The sequence below is a fragment of the Sneathiella chinensis genome, assembly GCF_012720115.1.
Lineage (GTDB): Bacteria > Pseudomonadota > Alphaproteobacteria > Sneathiellales > Sneathiellaceae > Sneathiella > Sneathiella chinensis.
Window position 1 is genome coordinate 503,703 of the sequence record NZ_VNWN01000002.1, and the last position, 18,683, is coordinate 522,385.

General features: G+C 58.0%; 23 protein-coding genes. 14 read left to right on the plus strand and 9 right to left on the minus strand.

The window, feature by feature from the left end:
- Positions 1-1,383 carry an adenylate/guanylate cyclase domain-containing protein gene (locus FQB27_RS02345; RefSeq protein ID WP_169559257.1) on the minus strand — a complete coding sequence of 461 codons (1,383 nt, stop codon included), beginning with the start codon at positions 1,381-1,383 and terminating at the stop codon, positions 1-3.
- A gap of 57 nt (positions 1,384-1,440) precedes the next feature.
- Positions 1,441-2,274 (minus strand): class I SAM-dependent methyltransferase, encoded by an 834-nt coding sequence (locus FQB27_RS02350; RefSeq protein ID WP_206374214.1) that lies wholly within the window; start codon positions 2,272-2,274, stop codon positions 1,441-1,443.
- Positions 2,275-2,392: 118 nt separating this feature from the next.
- Between FQB27_RS02350 and FQB27_RS02355 the strand changes: the two genes are divergently transcribed.
- Positions 2,393-3,148: an enoyl-CoA hydratase/isomerase family protein gene (locus tag FQB27_RS02355; RefSeq protein WP_169559258.1), complete on the plus strand. Its 756-nt coding sequence runs from the start codon at positions 2,393-2,395 to the stop codon at positions 3,146-3,148.
- A gap of 43 nt (positions 3,149-3,191) precedes the next feature.
- On the opposite strand, the gene FQB27_RS02360 is transcribed toward FQB27_RS02355, so the two are convergent.
- The 3 genes from FQB27_RS02360 to hslV all read right to left on the minus strand — a co-directional run bounded on the left by FQB27_RS02360 (position 3,192) and on the right by hslV (position 5,981).
- Complete coding sequence (locus FQB27_RS02360; RefSeq protein ID WP_169559259.1) at positions 3,192-3,962, minus strand: response regulator; 771 nt, start codon at positions 3,960-3,962, stop codon at positions 3,192-3,194.
- Positions 3,963-4,116: 154 nt separating this feature from the next.
- Complete coding sequence (hslU, locus tag FQB27_RS02365; protein WP_169559260.1) at positions 4,117-5,427, minus strand: ATP-dependent protease ATPase subunit HslU; 1,311 nt, start codon at positions 5,425-5,427, stop codon at positions 4,117-4,119.
- A 2-nt stretch (positions 5,428-5,429) separates the two neighbouring features.
- A complete protein-coding gene (gene hslV, locus FQB27_RS02370) occupies positions 5,430-5,981 on the minus strand; it encodes an ATP-dependent protease subunit HslV (protein ID WP_169559261.1) in 552 nt (183 codons plus the stop codon).
- A 211-nt stretch (positions 5,982-6,192) separates the two neighbouring features.
- On the opposite strand from hslV, the gene FQB27_RS02375 reads away from it, so the two are divergent.
- From FQB27_RS02375 to FQB27_RS02415, 9 genes are all read left to right on the plus strand, one after another.
- Positions 6,193-6,372, plus strand: coding sequence for a hypothetical protein (locus tag FQB27_RS02375; RefSeq protein ID WP_169559262.1), 180 nt, complete (start codon positions 6,193-6,195; stop codon positions 6,370-6,372).
- A gap of 110 nt (positions 6,373-6,482) precedes the next feature.
- Positions 6,483-7,082: an imidazoleglycerol-phosphate dehydratase HisB gene (gene hisB / locus FQB27_RS02380; protein WP_169559263.1), complete on the plus strand. Its 600-nt coding sequence runs from the start codon at positions 6,483-6,485 to the stop codon at positions 7,080-7,082.
- A gap of 21 nt (positions 7,083-7,103) precedes the next feature.
- Entirely contained in the window at positions 7,104-7,517 is a 414-nt protein-coding gene (locus tag FQB27_RS02385; protein WP_169559264.1) for a DUF2628 domain-containing protein, read from the plus strand.
- A 15-nt stretch (positions 7,518-7,532) separates the two neighbouring features.
- A complete protein-coding gene (gene hisH / locus FQB27_RS02390) occupies positions 7,533-8,171 on the plus strand; it encodes an imidazole glycerol phosphate synthase subunit HisH (RefSeq protein WP_169559265.1) in 639 nt (212 codons plus the stop codon).
- A 20-nt stretch (positions 8,172-8,191) separates the two neighbouring features.
- The gene (locus tag FQB27_RS02395) at positions 8,192-8,743 is read left to right on the plus strand and encodes a GNAT family N-acetyltransferase (RefSeq protein ID WP_169559266.1); all 552 of its coding nucleotides are present in this window, start codon (positions 8,192-8,194) and stop codon (positions 8,741-8,743) included.
- Complete coding sequence (gene hisA / locus FQB27_RS02400; protein WP_169559267.1) at positions 8,740-9,474, plus strand: 1-(5-phosphoribosyl)-5-[(5-phosphoribosylamino)methylideneamino]imidazole-4-carboxamide isomerase; 735 nt, start codon at positions 8,740-8,742, stop codon at positions 9,472-9,474. Before FQB27_RS02395 ends, hisA begins: the two co-directional genes overlap by 4 nt.
- The gene (hisF, locus tag FQB27_RS02405; RefSeq protein WP_169559268.1) at positions 9,467-10,225 is read left to right on the plus strand and encodes an imidazole glycerol phosphate synthase subunit HisF; all 759 of its coding nucleotides are present in this window, start codon (positions 9,467-9,469) and stop codon (positions 10,223-10,225) included. The genes hisA and hisF overlap by 8 nt, the downstream gene beginning before the upstream one ends.
- Positions 10,226-10,234: 9 nt before the next feature.
- On the plus strand, positions 10,235-10,564 hold the full coding sequence (locus tag FQB27_RS02410) for a phosphoribosyl-ATP diphosphatase (RefSeq protein ID WP_169559269.1): 330 nt from the start codon (positions 10,235-10,237) through the stop codon (positions 10,562-10,564).
- A gap of 9 nt (positions 10,565-10,573) precedes the next feature.
- Positions 10,574-10,951, plus strand: a complete 378-nt coding sequence (locus FQB27_RS02415; RefSeq protein WP_169559270.1) for a histidine triad nucleotide-binding protein — start codon at positions 10,574-10,576, stop codon at positions 10,949-10,951.
- A 56-nt stretch (positions 10,952-11,007) separates the two neighbouring features.
- Here the strand turns inward: FQB27_RS02415 and FQB27_RS02420 are convergent, their stop codons facing one another.
- Both FQB27_RS02420 and FQB27_RS02425 read right to left on the minus strand, forming a co-directional pair.
- Positions 11,008-12,723, minus strand: coding sequence for an adenylate/guanylate cyclase domain-containing protein (locus FQB27_RS02420; RefSeq protein ID WP_169559271.1), 1,716 nt, complete (start codon positions 12,721-12,723; stop codon positions 11,008-11,010).
- Between the two features lie 74 nt (positions 12,724-12,797).
- Entirely contained in the window at positions 12,798-13,790 is a 993-nt protein-coding gene (locus tag FQB27_RS02425) for an adenosine kinase (RefSeq protein ID WP_169559272.1), read from the minus strand.
- A gap of 101 nt (positions 13,791-13,891) precedes the next feature.
- Here FQB27_RS02425 and FQB27_RS02430 point away from each other — a divergent pair, with 101 nt between their 5' ends.
- The 3 genes from FQB27_RS02430 to FQB27_RS02440 all read left to right on the plus strand — a co-directional run bounded on the left by FQB27_RS02430 (position 13,892) and on the right by FQB27_RS02440 (position 16,614).
- Complete coding sequence (locus FQB27_RS02430; protein WP_169559273.1) at positions 13,892-15,313, plus strand: amidase; 1,422 nt, start codon at positions 13,892-13,894, stop codon at positions 15,311-15,313.
- 72 nt (positions 15,314-15,385) lie between these two features.
- Positions 15,386-16,075 (plus strand): EI24 domain-containing protein, encoded by a 690-nt coding sequence (locus FQB27_RS02435; protein ID WP_169559274.1) that lies wholly within the window; start codon positions 15,386-15,388, stop codon positions 16,073-16,075.
- On the plus strand, positions 16,072-16,614 hold the full coding sequence (locus tag FQB27_RS02440) for a hypothetical protein (RefSeq protein ID WP_169559275.1): 543 nt from the start codon (positions 16,072-16,074) through the stop codon (positions 16,612-16,614). The genes FQB27_RS02435 and FQB27_RS02440 overlap by 4 nt, the downstream gene beginning before the upstream one ends.
- Here FQB27_RS02440 and nth read toward each other — a convergent pair.
- Positions 16,611-17,249: an endonuclease III gene (gene nth / locus FQB27_RS02445; RefSeq protein ID WP_169559276.1), complete on the minus strand. Its 639-nt coding sequence runs from the start codon at positions 17,247-17,249 to the stop codon at positions 16,611-16,613. The two genes, FQB27_RS02440 and nth, sit on opposite strands and share 4 nt — an antisense overlap.
- Before the next feature lie 26 nt (positions 17,250-17,275).
- Here nth and FQB27_RS02450 point away from each other — a divergent pair, with 26 nt between their 5' ends.
- Entirely contained in the window at positions 17,276-17,839 is a 564-nt protein-coding gene (locus FQB27_RS02450) for a DUF2244 domain-containing protein (RefSeq protein ID WP_169559277.1), read from the plus strand.
- On the opposite strand, the gene dapB is transcribed toward FQB27_RS02450, so the two are convergent.
- Positions 17,803-18,606, minus strand: a complete 804-nt coding sequence (gene dapB, locus FQB27_RS02455) for a 4-hydroxy-tetrahydrodipicolinate reductase (RefSeq protein WP_169560042.1) — start codon at positions 18,604-18,606, stop codon at positions 17,803-17,805. The two genes, FQB27_RS02450 and dapB, sit on opposite strands and share 37 nt — an antisense overlap.
- Positions 18,607-18,683: the final 77 nt, after the last annotated feature.

An 18,683-nucleotide genomic window follows, 5' to 3' on the forward strand; every position in this document is an offset into this window, starting at 1 on the left:
CTATCCGGTGGGGCCTGTTTCCACCAGATCAAGGCCGTCTTTCAGGACCACAAGATCGATGGGGCCGTTGACGCCGTCCACAACACGCCCGGTTCTGACCTCCGGGGTCAGGACCGGGGCATATCCCTGTGCCAGTGCCTTTTGATAGGTTTCGTCGGTGACAAGGACGGTGGCGGCTTCCTGCTTTGCATGTTTATCGAGCTTGGAGGCCAGATTCACCGGCTCGCCAATGACTGTATATTCAAGCCGACTGTCATCACCCACGGCCCCGAACAGGATAGGGCCTGAGGTCGCGGTAAAACGGACAATAACCGGGGGCTGACCGTTCTGTTGCCGGGTTTTTGTCCACTGGTTGATCTCGTCGGTCATGGCCTCCAGCGCGGACAGGCAATCGGCGGCATAATGGTCTGTCTCGACGGCGGCCCCAAAGGTGGCCAGAATGCCATCACCCAGAAATTTATCAATTGTCCCGCCATGCTTCTGGATCAGGGGGACCAGTCGGGATTGATATTCGGCCAGAAGGGAAATGACTTCGTTGGCCGGATGCTCCGTGGAAAAGCGTGTAAATCCGGCCAGATCGCAATGCAGGATGGCGGCCCGGCGCATCTGTCCCGTTCCGGGCTTGATCCAGCTTTCCGAATGGGTGATCTTCTCGGCGATTTCTGGCGAGAAGAACCGGGAGAGATCGGCCGCCGCCGTTGCCTGAACGACCGAGTTCACCAGCAAACGCCGGGCCCTGAAAATGGCGAGGCCAAGGATCAGGGTAACCACCAGAATGCTGATGATCTTGTCGAATTCCGCGCCCAGAAGAATTTTGTGGGACATGGTATAAAGCACATAATCCTTGGTGATCTCGGACATGCCATTGTCCAGAAAGACGGCATATCCCACAAGGCCAAGCCAGCCAAGGGCCGCCATGACCCCGGCCAGCAACAGGTATCCCACTTCGAACCGCAAGGCCCGCAAGGCGATGAAGATAAACACATACAGAAGGGTCGGGGCCTTCAGATAGAAAGAGGCGGGTTGCTGATACTGGATGTGGAAGCTCCAGATCAGGAACATCAGCAGACACATATCCGCAATGACGGACAGGGTCAGGAACCAGCCCGGCAATCGGGACAGGGTGGCAACCACAATTCGAATGACGGAGAACAGAAAATAGGCGGACAGGGCGTAGGGGACAGGCGCGAACAGCGCATCGGCAGTGAAGGTCTTGGGCGACAGGGCATAGAGAATCCAGAACACAAGAACCAGAAACAACTGCACCCAGGCAATCAGGATTTCCGCCTGATCCTGTTGTTTTCGAACGGCAACCTGAACCCGTTCCGGCAGGTGTCCGTCCGTGGTTTCGCCGAAAACGGCCTTTCTGATCAGTTCAATCATACGGGATATATGGCTCCCCCATCCTTCATGATGCCGTCACAGAATATCATATTTTCGTTATTCGCGTTTGATCATCCAGATACTTGTTTCAAACGCCCCGTCCTGCAGGGGAAGATCGCTGATCCCGCTTTGATGGAGGCGTTCTGTCATGTAACGACTTATATAGGCGCTGGAAAACAGCAGATCATAGCCGCGCCCGAGAAACAGGGGGGCGACAACCTGTTGTTCGTTATATCCCCGCCAGTCCCAGCTTGCGGGATAGTCATCGGGCAGGAAAATGTCATGAACATGCAGGATCACGCCGGCGGGCAGGCGGGGCAGGATATCCAGAAACAGGATATCAACATCGGTGCCCGGCATGGCGATATGACTGGAGTCGATAAACAGGATATCCCCGGCTTCAAGGGTCTCGAACAGGGACCGGTCGCATTGTTGCAAGGTGGTGTTCACAAGGGTCAGGGGCAGGCTGCTGATATCGGCGCGGGGGGCCGGATCAATGGCCGTGAACTGACAGTCCAGATTGCCATCCCGGATGGCCTGCATCATGAAGCGGGTGGAGTGGCCCGACCCCACTTCGATGATCCGCTTGGGCCGCTCCTCGCGCACCATGGTATAGGCGGCGGCGGCGTCAAGCCGCGGAAACCAGTCCTGTTCGAAACGGGGCAGGGGGGGTGTGGTGCCGGAAAATTTCCGCAGGTCTTCCAGACGGGCCTCAATGGCCTCAAGAAAGGAGGAAAAGGCCCCTTCCTGTTTCTGCATTTCCTGCCGAAGCGCCGCGTAAGGTTTGCGGTCCTCGGGGCGGGGATGGGTGTCCGCATACCGGTAGGGAATGAAAAATCCCTGCTTTTTGAGGCCGAGAAGGGTGGAAAGGCCCATTTTCAGACGTCGCATACTGATCCTTCTTCCGGTTGGTATGTGCAGGAATTGTTGGTAAGGGGCGGCAGAGCCTTTGTCAAATGCTCTCAAGCTATGCTACCACAAAGAAAAGTAATAATTCAGGGAAGTCCCCATGACATCGTTTTTCTCAACCAAACGCGACGATTCCGTTCTCACCATCACACTGGACAAGCCGAAACAGCATAATGTCCTGAACCCGGAGGAAATGGCCGCCCTGCAGCAGGCCTTTGAACAGGCGGCAGAGGATGCTGCCTTGCGGGTTGTGGTCCTGACCGGTGAGGGGCGGAGTTTCTGTGCCGGCGCCAATCTGGGAGAACTTGGGGACTATGATTTCGGGGCCAACCCGCTGGAAAACCTGACCAATGCCATTGAGGCAACGCCGGTTCCGGTGATCTGTTCCCTGAACGGCGGTGTTTATGGCGGCGGAACCGACCTTGCGCTGGCTTGCGATTTCCGCATTGGTGTGGAAAGCATGAAATGCTTTGTCCCGCCGGCCCGCATCGGCATTCACTATCACCCGACCGGCATGGTGCGGGCTGTCTCCCGGTTGGGTCTTGGACCTGCCAAGCGCCTGTTCCTTGCGCTGGAGACCATGAGCGCCGCAGAACTGAAGACAATCGGGTTTCTTGACTATCTGGTCAAGGACGAGGATTTGGCTGCCCGAACCGCGAGCCTTGCCGCCGATATCGCAAAGCTGGCCCCGCTCAGCATTCGCGGGATGAAGGCCACCTTGAACGATATTGCCCGCTACAGCTTTGATGAGGCCGCCGCCCGCGAGGCGCAGCTTGCCTGCCTCAAATCCGAGGATTTCAAGGAAGGGCAGGCGGCACTTGCGGAAAAGCGCCCGGCCAAATTTACCGGAAAATGATCTGGGGGCCCAAGATCAGGGGCGTGGGCTCCGGGCTGTGTGATCAGGTAATAGCGAACCGTTGCAGGGTATCCGCAAGGTCAGCACCGAACTGGGGGCCACGCCGGATCACCCCAACAGTCATGGGTAGGGCCTTGAGGTCCGGGTGGTTCGGCTCCAGACTGGTGAGGACGGCAACGGGAATTCCCTTTGTGGCTGGCATACTGGTCAGGGCACAGGCCAGATCGATCCCGCTAAGCCGGGGCATGACGGCTGTTGTAATAACCAGATCGGGCTTGGTTTCCAGAATGATTTCAAGCGCTTCCAGCGGGTTGAGAACCGTCGTCACCCGATAGCCGCAGGCCGCCAGTTCCCGTTCGACCACACGGGCAGCTGTGCGCTGGGGCAGAACAAGGGTAACCTCGGTATTGGTGACCGTGATATCGGAAACATCGAAGCTGCTTTTGTGGGGCAGTTCGCGAACGACGCTGGCGATTTCCTCGGCCTGCAGGTGTTCACCGTCCAGCAGGGCGCTGATGCGGTCGCTAAACCGTTGCAGGTCGGTGACATTCTGTTCGTTGATTTCGCTGGCATTGGCCAGATATTCATCAAGACGCAAGCTGAGAGGGGTCAGGCCGGGCACATTGACAGAGCGGGCCTTCAGTCGCAGGTTTGAAGCGTCCTGTGCCAGTAGTTTTGCGGCTTCCTTGCCATCCAGTGTACCGCCCCGGATTTGCTGAAGCCGGATTTCCAGACTGGAAACCACATCGCGGGCCTCATCGCGGGCTTCACTTTCATACTGTTCTTCCAGTTCGGCTTCGGACAGGATTTTCATAACGTTTTCTCTTCTACTAAACCTGATGCGGAGACCCTACGGTCACAGTGTTAAACAACTGTTAAGAATTGCAAAATCAGGATGGTAAAAGAGGGGGCTGGAAGGGAGGCGGGACTGGGGCGAAGCAGAGGCATCCGCCCCGCCCCAAACCGGATCAGAGAATGAACTTTGACAGGTCCATATTCTGGGTCAGTTCGCCCAGATGCTGTTTTACATAGGCGGCGTCAATTTCAATGCTGGCACCCGCGGTATCCGGGGCGGTGAAACTGATTTCATCCAGAATGCGTTCAAGGATCGTATGCAGGCGCCGGGCGCCGATATTCTCGACCGTGGCATTTACCTCGGCCGAGATGGAGGCGATTTCCTCGATGGCGTCGTCCGTGAAACTGAGGGTGACCCCCTCTGTTTTCAGCAGGGCCACATATTGCTTGATCAGGCTGGCTTCCGGCTCGGTCAGGATGCGTTTGAAATCATCCTTGGTCAGGGCACGAAGCTCGACCCGGATCGGCAACCGTCCCTGCAATTCCGGCAGCAGGTCGGACGGCTTGGCAATATGGAAGGCACCGGAGGCAATGAACAGGATATGGTCGGTGCGGACCGTGCCATATTTGGTGCTGACAATGGTTCCTTCAATCAGCGGCAGCAGGTCGCGCTGTACGCCTTCCCGGCTGACATCGGCACCCTGACGGTCGCTGCGGGCGCAAATCTTGTCAATTTCATCCAGAAAGACAATAGCGTCATTCTCGACCAGATGAATGGCGTCCTGAACGACCTTTTCCTCGTCCAGCAGTTTGTCGCTTTCTTCCTGAATCAGGACCTTGTAGCTTTCGCGGACGGACATTTTCCGGGACTTTGTGCGCTGCGGGCCCATTTTCCCGAAGATGTCGTTCAGGTTCAGCATGCCCATCTGGGCGCCGGGCATCCCCGGAATTTCGAAAGTCGGCATGCCGCTGCCGCTATTGTCGGCGACGTTCAGTTCCACTTCCTTTTCATCCAGTTCGCCCTGCCGCAGCATCTTGCGGAATTTCTGGCGGGTATCGCTTGATGCGTTCTCGCCGACGAGGGCGTCAAGAACCCGTTCCTCGGCAGCGATTTCCGCCTTGGCCACAACCTCCTGACGCTGCGTTTCCCGAACCATGTTGATGGCGATCTCCATCAGGTCGCGGATAATCTGTTCCACATCGCGGCCCACATACCCGACCTCGGTAAATTTGGTGGCTTCCACCTTCAGGAACGGGGCATGCGCGAGCTTGGCAAGGCGGCGTGAGATTTCGGTCTTGCCGACACCGGTCGGGCCGATCATCAGGATGTTCTTCGGCAGGACTTCCTCGCGCAGGCCTTCGTCCAGTTGCTGGCGCCGCCACCGGTTGCGAAGGGCGATGGCAACGGAACGCTTCGCCTCTTTCTGACCAACGATATGCCGGTCGAGCTCATAAACGATTTCGCGGGGGCTAAGGTCAGACATGATTATTCAATACTCTCGATGGTGAAATTGTTGTTGGTGTATACGCAGATATCGGCCGCAATACCGAGGGCCTTGCGGGCAATTTCCTCGGCTTCCAAACCGTCCACGTCGACAAGGGCGCGGGCCGCAGACAGCGCATAGTTGCCGCCGGAGCCGATGGCGATAATCCCGTCTTCCGGTTCCAGCACATCCCCGTTTCCGGTCAGGATCAACGAGACTTCCTTGTCGGCCACGGCCATCATGGCTTCAAGGCGACGAAGATACTTGTCTGTCCGCCAGTCCTTGGCCAGTTCCACACAGGCCCGTGTCAGGTTGCCGGGATGCTGTTCCAGCTTTCCTTCCAGCCGCTCGAACAGGGTGAAGGCATCGGCGGTGGCGCCGGCAAAACCGACGATAACACTGCCGTCGGCGCCAATCCGGCGCACCTTGCGGGCATTCCCCTTGATAACGGTCTGGCCGAGGGAGACCTGGCCATCACCGGCGACAACAACCTTGCCGTTCTTGCGGACGGACAGAATGGTTGTGCCGCGCCAGCTTGTTTGTTTTTCAGACATCGCTTTTCTTTTAATGCTTGTGTGGTTGGATTGATCTACTGAATGACGATGTAACTATTTTCAGCCGAGGGTCAAGGTTCTCTCTCGTTCTTCCGGCGGTTTGGGCGGGGGGCTTGTCACAGATCCCTGTGTGGTACGTCCTGTTGAAGAACAGAGGTCAATCCCACAACAGGAGGGGAACTTGAACAGTGTTGAAGGGAAGGGACGGTCAATGAATACAGAGAAGAATCTCAGGGCGATCTTTGAAATTCTGTCCTATTTGCATGTCGATGCCGTGCAGGATGGATATCCTGATCTTGCGGAACGGCTGGAGTTCACAATGAACTGTGCCGAACGCCACCTGAAAGAGCTGAAACAGGCGGAGGCGGCAGTACCGGAACTGCCCGTCTGATTGGGACGCTTTTCCGCGGGAAATGCGGTCTTTGCTTGGATTTGTGGTTGCTACCTGCTATATCCACGCCATTGATCACAGGCAACTTGCGTTACCCGGAAGGAAGTTTCATGCGTGAGGGTAGTACCAAACGGACAACCAAGGAAACGCAGATTGAGGTTTGGCTCGATCTGGACGGTTCCGGAAATTATGATGTCGAGACAGGTATCGGCTTTCTTGACCATATGCTGGAACAGTTGTCCCGCCACAGTCTGATGGATTTGAAGGTCCGGGCAAAAGGCGACCTTCATATCGATTATCACCACACGACAGAGGATACCGGCATTGCCATCGGAATGGCCTTCAATCAGGCCCTTGGCGACATGAAGGGTATCCGCCGCTACGCGTCCGCCATGATTCCCATGGATGAAACCCTGACGCGGGTCGCGCTGGATGTGTCCAACCGCCCGTACCTGATCTGGAAGGTGGATTTCACCCGCGACAAGCTGGGCGACATGGATACGGAGCTGTTCAAGGAATGGTTCCAGGCGTTTGCCCAGGCGGCAGGCATCACCCTGCATGTGGAAACCCTGTATGGTGAAAACAATCACCATATCATCGAAAGCTGCTATAAGGCGCTGGCGCGGTCCTTGCGGGATGCGGTCGAGATCGACCCCCGTAAATCCGACGCGGTTCCGTCCACCAAGGGAGTTCTTGGCGGAAGCCTGTAAGGAACGGCTGGCGACAACGTCATGCAAAACTATACCGCCTATTACCATACACAGCGCCCGCTAGACGGTGCCGGTATCGTGGTTGTGAAGGACGGGTTTTGCTGGTTTGCGTTGCTTTTGCCTTTTCTTTGGGCAGTTTGGCACAGACTCTGGCTGGCCTTTATCGGGTTTCTGCTTGTCAGCATGGCCGTGAAAACGGTGCTGGACGTTACGGGGGCCACGGGGCCTTTCCTCTGGTTTCCCGAGGCGGCCCTTGGCTTGATCTTCGCGCTGGCGGCGCAGGAATTGCGGCATATGAAGCTGATGCGAGACGGGTACCGGGAACTTGGCCCCATTTGTGCAAATGGACGGGACGAGGCAGAAAGCCGGGTTCTGGCTTTGCTGTCTCGCAAGATGTCTGAAAACAGGAATGACCCCCTCGCTTACGAGGGTTAGAAATGGATCATTGGTATGATTGCGATCATTGATTATGGATCAGGGAACCTGAGGTCTGCCGCGAAAGCCTTTGAACGGGCCGCCCGTGAAAGCGGTGTTGGCGCAGAGGTTGTGGTGACGAGCGATCCGGATGTGGCGGCAAAGGCCGACCGGATTGTCTTGCCGGGCGTGGGCGCGTTTCGGGACTGCCGGGAAAACCTTTTTTCCCTGTCGGGAATGGCCGAGGCGCTGGAAGAGGCCGTAATCAGGCGCGCCGTCCCGTTCTTCGGGATTTGCGTCGGCATGCAGCTGATGGCAAGCCGCAGCCTTGAATATGGCGAGACGGAAGGCTTTGGCTGGATCAAGGGGCAGGTTGAAAAACTGGTGCCGAACGATCCAACCCTGAAAATACCGCATATGGGATGGAATGACCTGACCCTGACCGGGGACCATGTTCTTCTGGACGGTCTGTCCACCGGGGATCATATGTATTTTGTGCACAGCTACCACATGATCCCGGACGTGTCCGGGCAGGTTCTGGCAACGGTCGATTATGGGGGAGCGGTCACGGCCATGGTTGGCCGGGACAACATGATCGGAACCCAGTTCCACCCGGAGAAAAGTCAGGCAGCCGGTCTTCGGCTGATCGCGAATTTTCTGAACTGGAAGCCGTGAACAGGGGGAAAGAGATGGGGATGAACAGCGGGAGTGTGATCCAGCAGCCGGTCATCGAGCTTATGCAGGAACTGTCTGCGTCGGACATGGATGATTTGTGTCAGGCCACCGAAGAGGCCATTCTGGACGGGAACGGGTTCGGGTGGCTGACACCGCCGGATCGTTCCTTGCAGGAAAAATTCTGGCGCGGTGTTTTGCTTGTTCCTGTGCGGGAACTTTATTGTGCCCGCTTTGAAGGGCGTATTTGCGGAACCGGGCAGATGGTCAAACCCTTTGCCAACAACGAGGCCGGGGCCCATATCGCCCAGATTACCACCTTTTTCGTGGCCCCCTATGCGCGCGGCCACGGATTGGCCATTGGCCTGCTTGAGGTGATCGAGCAATCTGCCCGCAGGCAGGGATTTACCATTCTGGAAGTGGACGTTCGCGAAACCCAGAAGGCGGCTATTTCCCTAATTGAAAACTGCGGCTATGAAAAGTGGGCGGAAAAAGATGATTATGCCTGGAACGGGGAAAAGTTCGTTCGGGGCTATTACTACAAAAAGAAACTGGAGGCTGTAGAGCAGTCATGAACCTGTATCCGGCAATTGATTTGAAAGATGGAAACTGCGTCCGGTTGCTGCGCGGTGAAATGGACGCGGCAACCGTGTTCAATACGGACCCCGGCGCACAGGCGCGGGCCTTCAAGGATGCCGGGTTCAAGCGGATTCATCTGGTTGACCTTAACGGGGCGTTCGAAGGAAAGCCGGTCAATGCCGGCGCCGTGGAACGTATTCTGGACGCCACCGATGTCCCGGCCCAACTGGGCGGTGGCATTCGCGACCTTGCAACCATCGAAATGTGGCTGGACAAGGGGATTTCCCGGGTCATTCTGGGAACCATCGCCCTTCGGGACCCTGAGATTGTCAAGCAGGCCTGCAAGGCCTTTCCGGGGCATGTGGCCGTCGGGATTGATGCCCGGGATGGCATGGTTGCCGTGGAAGGCTGGGCGGAAACCAGTGAAACCTCGGCGCTTGATCTGGCCCGCAAATTCGAGGATGCCGGTGTTGAGGCGATCATCTATACGGATATCGACCGGGACGGCGCCTTGCAGGGTGTGAATGTGGAGGCGACCGCCGAACTGGCGTCCAACATTTCCATTCCGGTCATTGCGTCCGGGGGTGTTGCTTCCATCAAGGATATCGAAAATCTTCTGGCCGTACAGGACAGCGGGATCGAGGGCGTGATTATTGGCCGGGCCCTGTATGACGGGCGGATCGATCCGGCGGCGGCCCTGAAACTGGTGGAGCAGGCCAATGCTTAAGGCGCGTGTTATCCCGTGTCTGGACGTCAAGGACGGACGCGTGGTCAAGGGTGTGAACTTCGTTGGCCTGAAAGATGCGGGCGATCCGGTGGAACAGGCCCGCATTTATGACGAGCAGGGCGCGGATGAACTGTGCTTTCTGGATATTACCGCCAGTTCCGACAACCGGGATACCATCTATGATGTGGTGCGCCGCACTGCAGAACAGTGCTTTATGCCCCTGACCGTTGGCGGCGGCGTCCGTCAGGTCGAGGATGTGCGGAAACTTCTGCTGGCGGGGGCGGACAAGGTGTCCATCAATACCGCCGCTGTTCACCGGCCCGAATTTGTCCGCGAGGCGGCGCAGAAATTCGGTAACCAGTGCATTGTTGTGGCGGTGGATGCCAAACAGACCGGTCCCGGTAAGTACGAGATTTTCACCCATGGCGGCCGCAATGCAACCGGTATCGATGCGGTCGAGTGGGCCCAGCGTATGGCGGAATACGGGGCCGGTGAAATCCTGCTGACCTCGATGGATCGGGATGGCACCCGCGAAGGGTTCAACATTCCGCTGACCCGCGCCATTGCCGATGCGGTTCCGGTGCCGGTCATTGCGTCCGGCGGTGTTGGCAATCTGGATCACCTTGCAGAAGGGGTTCTGGAAGGTCATGCGGCGGCGGTTCTGGCCGCGTCCATTTTCCATTTCGGGGAATACAGCATTCGCGAGGCCAAGGAAGCCATGCGCGATGCCGGTATTCCGGTCCGTCTGTAGGAGGCCTGAATGAGCAACTCACCGGAAGTTCTTGAGGCCCTGTTCCAGACCATCAGGGACCGCAAGGGGGCCAATCCCGAAACGTCCTATACAGCCAGCCTGTATGCCAAGGGCACAAAGAAAATTGCCCAGAAAGTGGGTGAGGAAGGGGTCGAACTGGCGCTTGCGGCGGTTCAGGGGGACCGCGATGAGATTGTCTCGGAAAGTGCGGACCTGTTTTACCACATGTTCGTTCTGTGGGCCGATGCCGGGGTTGAGCCTAGCGAGATTTACGCCAAACTGGCAGAGCGGGAAGGTCTTTCCGGCCTCACAGAAAAAGCCTCAAGAAATAAAGGGTAAGGAATAATCATGGCCTATGACAGCGAGAACATTTTTGCGAAAATCCTGCGCGGGGAAATCCCCAACCAGACCGTCTACGAGGATGACGGCATTCTTGCTTTTCACGATATAGCGCCGAAGACACCGGTTCATGTGCTGGTTATCCCCAAGGGCGCATATGTGGATATGGACGATTTCACCGCCAATGCCCCGGCAGAGGTGATCAGCGACTTTTTCCGCAAATCTGGCCAGATTGCCCGCGACCTTGGCGTGGTGGAAGGCGGCTATCGGATCGTGACCAACAACGGCGAAAATGCGGGCCAGATCGTTCCTCATTTCCATATCCATATCATGGGTGGCCAGAGGATCGAGGAAGGCAGCATGGCGAAGGGCATGCCCGAGGCCTGAGCCTTGCCTGACCCAGACCCAGACCCAGACTCAGTCTCCGGTCGCCTGTTGTCCTGTCAGCGATCTGGCAGCGTGCGGGCGTCCTTGATGATATGAACGGTCAGGGGGTCCTTGCGTCCCCTGATCTCCACCTTGCGCTGTTCCGATGGGCCTGTGAAGCCTGCCCTCCGGGCCACCTGATCCGAGAAAACAAGCTCGCGGTCAAAATCCTTGCTGAGGGCTTCAAGGCGACTGGCAGTGTTGACCGCATCGCCGATGGCCGTAATGGATGTGGCCTTGCCATACCCCATTTCCCCGACAATGACGGACCCCACATGAATGCCGATCCCGATCCGTAACGGGAACGCCAGATGCGATTTCAGGCTGCGGTTCATGATATCCAGTTCATCGGCCATGGAACGGGCCGCATTCAGGGCCTTGCGGCAGGCACTTTCCGGGGTGTCTTCCAGACCGAACAGGGCCATCACCCCGTCGCCGATAAACTTGTCCAGATGACCGCCGTTCTTTTCGATGGCGTCCCCCATATGCCGGAAATACTGGTTGATGACGAAAACCACGTCATAGGGAAGTTTGTCTTCTGAAAATTGGGTGAAGGCTCTGAGGTCGGCAAACAGGATGGCGATGATTCGCTCCTGCCCCTGCAGATAACCGGGCCGGGGGAAGCCCTGCCGGGGGGTGGCCTTGGCGGGCAGCAGGGGCGCCACGGCAAGGTTTGCAACCGGTTGCAACTGACAGGCCAGCCGGGTGCCTTCTGCGGCGCCAACCCGTTTCAGGACGGCCAGTTCCTGATCCGACGGGGGCGGCAGGCTGTCTGCGCCTTCGGAAATATGGACCCGGCAGGTGGAACAGCGGCCCCGCCCCCCGCATACGGATGCATGCGGGATGCCGCCCAACCGGCTTATCTCCAGCAGGGTGGAGCCGACCGGGCCGGAAATGCGCTGGCCATTGGGGTAATGAATGGAAACCATCCGCTGCCGGCGGAAATGGATGATCCAGAAAACCCGGCTTGCCAGCAACCCGAGCAGGATCAGGATCAGAATTGTCATCCCCCCATCCCGGAGGGCGAAGACCCATTGCACGGTTTCTGCGTTGGCCCCGGTGGAGGCCAGAAAGGCGGTTCGCCAGTCCGCGTTGGTGGACAGGGCCTCAACCTCTCTTGCGGCTTGCAGGAAGCCGGTCAGGGCCAGAAGCGGCAAGATAAGGGACAGGCTGTAGAGAGAGGGATAAGCCCGTTCATACCACGGTTTCAGGCGCAGCCAGAAATGCAGGCCAAGGCATCCGTGAAACCACGCCACCACCAGCCCCAGTGACTGGATCAGGGAATAGAGGGGCGCCCCCACCCATATATTGTATAGCACATAGGTATAGCTGTCCGTGACCCCGAAGGCCTCGTGCACGAAACGGGTGCCGATTACATGCAGGATGATCAGCGGCGGAATGGCAAGACCAAGCCCGATCTGGAGGATTTCCTTGGCCGGTGTCCGCCGGAAGGATCGTTTCGACAGCAGCTTGTAAAGGGCGAGACAGAGATGGGTCGTCGCCGCCGCGAATAACATGACCGTTCCGGGTACACTGCGCCAGAGGGCGACAAAGGCGGTCCGCCCGGCTTCCATGGCCTCCAGCGACAGAAGGCCCAGAGAATGGTTGAGCAGATGCAGGGTGAGGAACAGCATCAGCACAAGGCCGCTGAACAGGCGAAGGGATTCCGGCCGGAGAAACTGTTTCATCCGGCGGGTCGGACTCTGGTCTTCCGCCTGTTCACTTGTCGTCATCCCCGATCCTTTCCGGTTCCTGCAAAGAGTCGAGTGAGAGAGCCGCGCAGCCCCCTGTCCCTTCCGGGGAGGGGTTAGCCGAGCCGACTTTCCAGCAGTTTTTTCAGGTTCTGTTCCGGGCGGGCCCCCACATGGCTGATGATTTCACCTGCCGCAAGCGAGGCAATCCGCCCGCTGTCGGCCAGACTGAACCCGTTGGTGAAGCCATAGAGGAACCCGGACGCATACAAATCCCCGGCGCCGGTTGTGTCGACAACATCGACGGACAGATCAGCCGGGACTTCCACCAGAATGTCGCCGTTCAGGATCAGTGAGCCTTTCTCGCTTCGGGTCACGCAGGCAATTTCCACCTTGTCCCGAATGGACTGGACGGCATCCTCGAAGCTGTCGGTCTGATACAGGGATTTCAGTTCATCCTCGTTGGCGAACAGGATATCCACGCCGCCATGGATGAAATCGATGAATTCCTCGCGGTAGCGGTCCACGCAGAAACTGTCAGACAGGGTGAGGGAGACCCGCTTGTCGGCCTCATGGGCGATCCGGGCGGCCTTTCGAAAGGCTGCCTTGCCGCCTTCCGGGTCCCACAGATATCCTTCCATATAGGTCACTTCCGACGCGGCGATCATTTCGGGGTCGATATCATCCGGTCCCAGTTCCACGCAGGCCCCAAGATAGGTGTTCATGGTCCGGTGGGCATCCGGTGTGACCAGAATGAAGCTTCTGGCGGTCGCGGCCCCGTTTTCACTCATGGCCGTATCGAAGGTGACACCCGTTGCCCGGATATCGTGGGCGAAAATGGCGCCAAGCTGATCATTGCGAACCTTGCCGATATAGTTGCTGGCCCCGCCGAGGGATGCCACACCGGCAGCCGTATTGCCTGCTGATCCGCCAGAGATTTCAACGGCGGTTCCCATCTTGGCGTAAAGGTCCTCTGCCCGGGCCTCGTCAATCAGGTTCATGGAGTTCTTGACCAGACCCTCCGTTTCAAGAAAGCTGTCTTCCACTTTCGTGATCACATCAACAATTGCATTGCCGATGCAGGTCGTGTCAAATCGTAGTCCGCTCATTGGGTATCCTGTCAGTGATGATAGGGGACGGAGTATACTGTTTCCACAAGGGAGGGCAAGCAAGGGCTGACGATAACAGCTCTTTTGCCAGACATAAAAAAATGAATGAACTGATCAAGTTAACGGCGGTCGAGGCCGTGGAAAAGCTGAAGGCGGGCGAGGTTTCCCCTCTGGAGTTGATTGACGCATCCGAGGCCCGCATTCTGGAAACCGATGATGCGGTAAACGCCCTGCCCATTCGTTGTTTCGACCGGGCGCGGGAGCATGCCGGACGCCTGATGAAAGAAACCGCGCCCGAGGGCGGCGCTCCTTATCTTTACGGCCTGCCCATCGCCATCAAGGACCTGACGCCTGTAAAGGGGGTGCGCTTTACCCTTGGTTCGCCGATTTTTGCAGATCAGGTCGCCGCGCGATCCGATATCATGGTGGAACGGCTGGAGGCCCGCGGCGGCATCGTCGTTGCCAAGGCCAACACGCCCGAATTTGGCGCCGGCGCCCAGACCTTTAACGAGGTGCTGGGCACGACGACAAACCCGTGGGATACACGGATGACACCGGGCGGATCGTCCGGCGGGTCCGCTGCGGCCCTTGCCGCCGGTCAGGTCTGGCTGGCACAGGGCAGTGACCTTGGGGGTAGCCTGCGCATTCCGGCCAGTTTTACCGGTACGGTTGGTCTGCGACCCTCTCCGGGGCGGGTGGCCAGTGGCCCCGGTTTGCTGCCGTTTGGTCTGAATTCCGTGGAAGGCCCCATGGGGCGGACCGTTGCCGATGTGGCCCTGATGCTGGACATGATGGCGGGGGAACATGTGGCCGACCCCATCAGCCTGCCCGCCCCGGCGGTTCCGTATTCGGATTGCCTGACGCAGACCCCCAATTTTGGCAAGGTGGCCTACAGCCCGAACCTTGGTCAGTGCCCGATTGATGGCGAGGTTGCCGCGATCTGTGCGGAGGCGGCCAAATCCTTCGCTGCCTTTACCGGCGGCGTCGAGGAAGACTGCTTTGACCTGACCGGAGGGGATTTCATTTTCCAGACCCTGCGCGCCGCCCAGTTTGCTGCGGCCCATGCGGAAAAGTTGAAAACACATCGGAACCAACTGAAGCCGGATGTGATCTGGAATATCGAGGCGGGCCTCAAGCTGACCGCCGAGGATATCGGCCGGGCCCAGCGGGAGCAAGGGGCGCTTTACGGTCGGGTTGCGGACTTCTTTGGCAGCTATGACCTGTTGATTGCCCCAACCGTCATGGTGCCGCCTTTCGATCACACCATTCGCTCCCTGACCGAGGTGGAAGGGGTCAAGTTTGACAACTATGTGGCGTGGCTCGCCATGACCTATCTGCTGACCATTACCGGCTGTCCGGTGATCTCGGTGCCGTGCGGCTTTACCCGGTCGGGCCTGCCGGTCGGATTGCAGATCATGGCACCGCCTCACCGCGAGGATCGGGTCCTTCAGGCGGCCCATGCTTTTGAGCAGGCCCATGATTTCGCAGCCCGCGTTCCCGTGGACCCAATTTCCGGAAAATGACAGGAAAAACATTGCGTAAGGGCTTTTCAGCGCCTACATGGAACACAGTTTTTTTGAACAAGGGGGCAAATCGTGATTTCAGCCATTAACAAGGCCATCGCCCAGATGAGTGATCCGGCGTTCCGGTCGGTTCTGATCCGGTCCATACTGTATTCCGTCGCAGCACTGTTCGTGACCTTAATCGTGATCCTGCAACTGGCATCGCTGATCCCGCCGACCGACTGGGAATGGGTCAATACCATTATCGACTGGCTGGCCGGGTTTGGCGCGTTCCTGATTGCCCTGTTCCTGTTTCCGGTGACCATGAGTGCGGTGATCGGTATCTTTCTGGATGATATCGCCGATGCGGTCGAGGCCAAGCATTACCCGACCGATCCCGCGCCCCGGCAAATCCCCCTGTGGAGCAGCATCTGGGATTCCGTCAAGTTTTTCGGGGTGATCATTGCCTGCAATATCGTCGCCCTGCCGCTTTATCTGATCCCGGTGGTGAACCTGTTTGTCTATTACACCCTGAACGGATATCTGCTCAGCCGTGAATTCTTCCAGCAGGTTGCTGTTCGCCATCACGATATGAAGGTGGTCAATGGCTTGCGGAAGTTCGAGTATATGGAAATTTTCCTGACAGGGGTGGCGATTGCCTTCTTCATGACAATCCCGATCCTGAACCTGATCATTCCCATCGTGGCCACCGCGACCATGGTCCATTTGTACAAGGACCGGGCCAGAAAGGTGGTCTCCACCTCAAAGGATGTCTCCCTGTGAGGGGCGGCTTCCTGCGCACCGGGGGGCTGGTCATGGGCTGCGTGCTGTTTCTGGCGGCGTGCGGCACAACCGAGAGCCGGGATACCAACCTGTCGGCGCGGCCAGACCCGATTGCAAAAACCGGCGGTGCCGATGCGGCTGCAGGCAGCGCCAAGGCGGACCGGAAAGGCAGGGACAGCGTTTCTGCCCTGCCGAAGGAAGGCCGAGGGGTAACGAAACGGCTTGGGAGCATGCGACTGCCCAAGATTAAGTCCCTGATGGGGAAAAGCGGGGCGGATATTGTGACGCTGCTCGGGGAACCGCGCCTCAAGCGGCAGGATGCCCCGGCTGAAATCTGGCAATATCTGACCTCAGAATGCGCCCTGCACCTGATTTTCTATCCCAAGGGCGGAAGTAAGGCCGGGGGTAAGGCAGGGTCGCTTGTGGTTCAGCATATCTCTGTGAATGATCGGGAAACGGTGAAACAGATCAACGCGGACCAGTGTTTCGGCAGCCAGCTTGAACAGGCTGAAAAACCCGAGAAGGACGCCCTGTCCTAGGCCGCGACGGTCTTCCCCTTGAAGCCGCACAGGTCAGACACAATACATTTGTCGCATTCCGGTTTCCGCGCCTTGCACACATACCGGCCGTGCAGGATCATCCAGTGGTGGGAATGGCGCAGATATTCCTTGGGAATACGCTTGGCCAGCTTCTTTTCCACTTCCAGCGGGGTTTTCCCCTTGGCCATGCCGGTTCTGTTGCCCACCCGGAACAGGTGGGTGTCGACTGCAATGGTTGGCTGTCCAAAGGCGATATTCAGGACCACATTCGCCGTTTTCCGTCCCACTCCGGCCAGTTTTTCCAGTTCCTCGCGGGTTTGGGGAACCTCACTGCCATGGTCGCGGATCAGGGCTTCACACAGCTTGATCACGTTCTTCGCCTTGGTCTTATACAGACCAATGGTCTTGATATAATCGCGGACCGTATCCTCGCCGAGGGCGAGCATGGCCTCGGGCGTATCAGCGATGGCAAAAAGCGGGCCGGTTGCCTTGTTGACCCCGACATCGGTTGCCTGTGCGGACAGGACCACGGCCACCAGAAGGGTGAACGGATTGACGTAATCCAGCTCCCCTTCCGGTTCGGGATTGGCTTCGCTCATACGGCGAAAAAATTCTGTGATTTCTGCTTTTTTCATAACTATATTTTGTTACATAGCCTCTGGTGCAAGGCAATGAAGATTTTCAGGGGCCGGGCGGAGAAACGGTTTTGGAACGGATCGAGCGACAGGACGAGACGGAAGAGAAGGCCCTCTATTCCCTGTTCCTGTATCCGCATCGCAGCCTGTCGCCTCAGGAGTTCCATATGCTGATGGCGGTGATCCTTCTGGGCAGTTTCATCGCCGGGATGGTTTTCCTGTTTATGGGGGCGTGGCCTGTCTTCGGCTTTTTTGGTCTGGATGTACTGGCGATATACGGGGCCTTTCATTTCAATTTCAGGGCGGCCCGCCGCGAGGATATTCTGGAAATCCGTCAGGATGCGCTTGTGGTGCGCCATCTGGCACCGGATGGGTCCGAACAGTGCCGCCGCTTTCAGGCCTACTGGTCGCGGGTCCTTCTGGAAGGGCGGTCCCTGTTTGTGGTTTGCCGGGGCGAGAGGGAAGAGATTGGTGCTTTTCTGGCGGAGGCCGAAAAAACAGAGGTGAAGGAGGCCCTCACCTCTGCCTTGCAGGATTACCGGTCCGGCAGGCTTCAGTCGCCAAGCCCCAGCACGTCCATCATGTCATAGGTGCCAGCAGGCTTGTCCTTGGCCCAAAGAGCGGCCCGGACGGCACCGCGGGCGAAGATGGCCCGGTCGCCAGCCTTGTGGCTGATCTCGATAATCTCGTTGTCGGCAGCGAACATGACTGTATGGTCGCCGACCACATTGCCGCCCCGAAGAACCGCATACCCGATATCCCCGCGCTTGCGTTCGCCGGTAATGCCGTCGCGTCCCCGGTCGGCAACCGCGTCATGATCAACATTGCGGCCTTCTGCGGCGGCCTTGCCAAGAAGAAGCGCGGTGCCGGACGGCGCATCCACCTTGTGACGGTGGTGCATTTCCAGAACCTCGATATCGAAATCCTCGTCCAGAATGGCCGCGACCTTTCGGGTCAGTTGGGCCAGAAGATTGACCCCAAGGCTCATGTTGGCACCCTGCACAATCACGCCGGAAGACCCCGCCGCATTGATTTCGGCCTGTTCCTCATTGGTCATGCCGGTGGTGCCGATCACAAGGATCTTGCCTTTTTCAGCGGCCAGTTTGGCGTGCTGAACCGTGGCCTTGGGTGAGGTGAAGTCAATCACCGCATCCACCGTATCAAACAGGGCGGCGGTATCGTCCGTGACAACGGCATCCAGTTTGACCTGACCGGCCAGCGGTCCCAGGTCTTCGCCAAGGAAGCTGGAGCCGGGGGCTTCGGTTCCGCCCGCTACCGTGCAACCGGCTGTTTCAGATACCTGTTTGATCAGCATCCGGCCCATTCGGCCCGCACATCCGATAATACCGATTTTCATGTCACTCATTCTATCCGCCCTTGAAACAAAAATTATGCTTCGGATGTAGCATAGAAGCCCCCCGCTGGCGAGGGGGG